Below are 1,890 nucleotides of genomic sequence, written 5' to 3' on the forward strand. Positions count from 1 at the left end.
GTGTGCCCGAAGGGGCTCAATCCGACAAAGGCGATCGGCAAGATCAAGGAATTGATGGTGCGCCGCGCTGTCTGAGATGGACTACTGTCATGGGTGATACCCCGCATCAGTCCGACCCTCTACGCCGTGCGCGCCTTCGCTGGCGCGCCCGGCGCGGCCTGCTGGAAAACGATCTGATCTTCGAGCGTTTTTTCAGCCGATATGAGCATGACCTCAGTGACGCCGACGTGGCCGCCTTGACCCGCCTGCTTGAGCTGAGCGACAACGACCTGATGGACTTGCTGCTCGCGCGCAAGGAACCGGAAGGCGAACTGGCTTCGCCTGATGTGACCCGCGTGCTCGGGATGCTTCGCTCCGCCTGATCTCAGCGGAAATTCGTAAAACCCCCGAAACTGCAGCTTTGCCGCGCAGCTCCGTCGTGCAAATTATCGAAAACCTGTTTCCATACTTCGATTGAGGATGTGCTATGACCCCGTCAGATGTTAAAGCCACGCTATCGTTCAGCGACAACTCGCCGAGCGTCGAAATGCCGATCTACAAGGGCTCGATGGGTCCGGACGTGATCGACATCCGCAAGCTGTACGGTCAGACCGGCAAGTTCACGTATGACCCGGGCTTCATGTCTACGGCGGCGTGCAATTCCGCCATCACCTATATCGATGGCGACAAGGGCGAACTGCTCTATCGCGGCTTCCCGATCGAGGAACTGGCCGTCAACGCCGACTTCCTCGAATCCTGCTACCTGCTCCTGAAGGGCGAACTGCCCAACGCGGCGCAAAAGACCGAGTTCGTCGACACGGTCACGCGCCACACGATGGTGCATGAGCAGATGCATTTCTTCTTCCGCGGTTTCCGCCGCGACGCGCACCCGATGGCGGTTCTGGTTGCCGCGGTCGGCGCACTGTCGGCGTTCTATCACGACTCGCTGAACATCAACGACCCGCGTCACCGTGAAGTCTCCGCGATCCGGATGATCGCGAAGCTGCCGACGCTCGTCGCGATGGCGTACAAGTTCAGCATCGGCCAGCCGTTCGTTTATCCGAAGAACGACCTGTCGTATAGCGCGAACTTCATGCACATGATGTTCTCGAACCCGTGCGAAGAGTACAAGGTCAACGACGTGCTCGTGCGCGCCCTCGACCGCATCCTGATCCTGCACGCGGACCACGAGCAGAACGCGTCGACGTCGACCGTGCGTCTCGCGGGTTCGTCGGGTGCGAATCCGTTCGCGTGTATCGCGGCCGGTATCGCATGCCTCTGGGGCCCGGCGCACGGCGGCGCGAACGAAGCCGCGCTGAACATGCTGGAAGAGATCGGCTCGGTCGACAACATTTCCGAGTTCATCAAGCAGGTGAAGGACAAGAACTCGGGCGTGAAGCTGATGGGCTTCGGCCACCGCGTCTACAAGAACTACGATCCGCGCGCGAAGCTCATGCGCGAAACGTGCCACGAAGTGCTGGAAGAACTGGGCCTGCACGACGACCCGCTCTTCAAGCTCGCGATGGAGCTCGAAAAGATCGCGCTGGAAGACGAATACTTCGTGTCGCGCAAGCTGTATCCGAACGTCGATTTCTACTCGGGCATCGTGCAGCGCGCGCTGGGCATCCCCACGTCGATGTTCACCTGCATCTTCGCGATGGCGCGTACCGTCGGCTGGATCGCGCAGTGGAACGAGATGATCGCCGATCCCGAGCAGAAGATCGGCCGTCCGCGCCAGCTGTTCATCGGCGAGGCGCCGCGCGATGTCAAGCCGATCGAAAAGCGCTAAGCGTTCCGGTCTGGCAGCGTGTCACGGAAAACCCCGGCTTGCCGGTAATGCCGTTCAGTTAATGTTCTTTTTGAGGTATCGAACGGTGTAGCGTTTAGGGCGGGATTTGACGACTCGGTCGC

The 1,890-nt window shown here is 60.3% G+C and carries 2 protein-coding genes and 1 pseudogene; all 3 read left to right on the forward strand.

Features of this window, described 5'->3' with window-relative positions:
• Positions 1-75: pseudogene (sdhB, locus tag AWB81_RS45540) on the forward strand (succinate dehydrogenase iron-sulfur subunit); the annotation flags it as partial.
• 14 nt (positions 76-89) lie between these two features.
• The gene (locus tag AWB81_RS42495; protein ID WP_062644537.1) at positions 90-362 is read left to right on the forward strand and encodes an FAD assembly factor SdhE; all 273 of its coding nucleotides are present in this window, start codon (positions 90-92) and stop codon (positions 360-362) included.
• 104 nt (positions 363-466) lie between these two features.
• Positions 467-1,768 carry a citrate synthase gene (gene gltA, locus AWB81_RS42500; RefSeq protein ID WP_062644539.1) on the forward strand — a complete coding sequence of 434 codons (1,302 nt, stop codon included), beginning with the start codon at positions 467-469 and terminating at the stop codon, positions 1,766-1,768.
• The last annotated feature ends 122 nt before the right edge of the window (positions 1,769-1,890 follow it).

It is taken from the genome of Caballeronia arationis (assembly GCF_001544975.2).
Classification (GTDB): domain Bacteria; phylum Pseudomonadota; class Gammaproteobacteria; order Burkholderiales; family Burkholderiaceae; genus Caballeronia; species Caballeronia arationis.

What these genes read in the sequence shown, in the direction of transcription:
- gltA (WP_062644539.1), top strand. Translation starts at nt 467, where the DNA reads ATGACCCCGTCAGATGTTAAAGCCACGCTATCGTTCAGCGACAACTCG.
- AWB81_RS42495 (WP_062644537.1), top strand. Translation starts at nt 90, where the DNA reads ATGGGTGATACCCCGCATCAGTCCGACCCTCTACGCCGTGCGCGCCTT.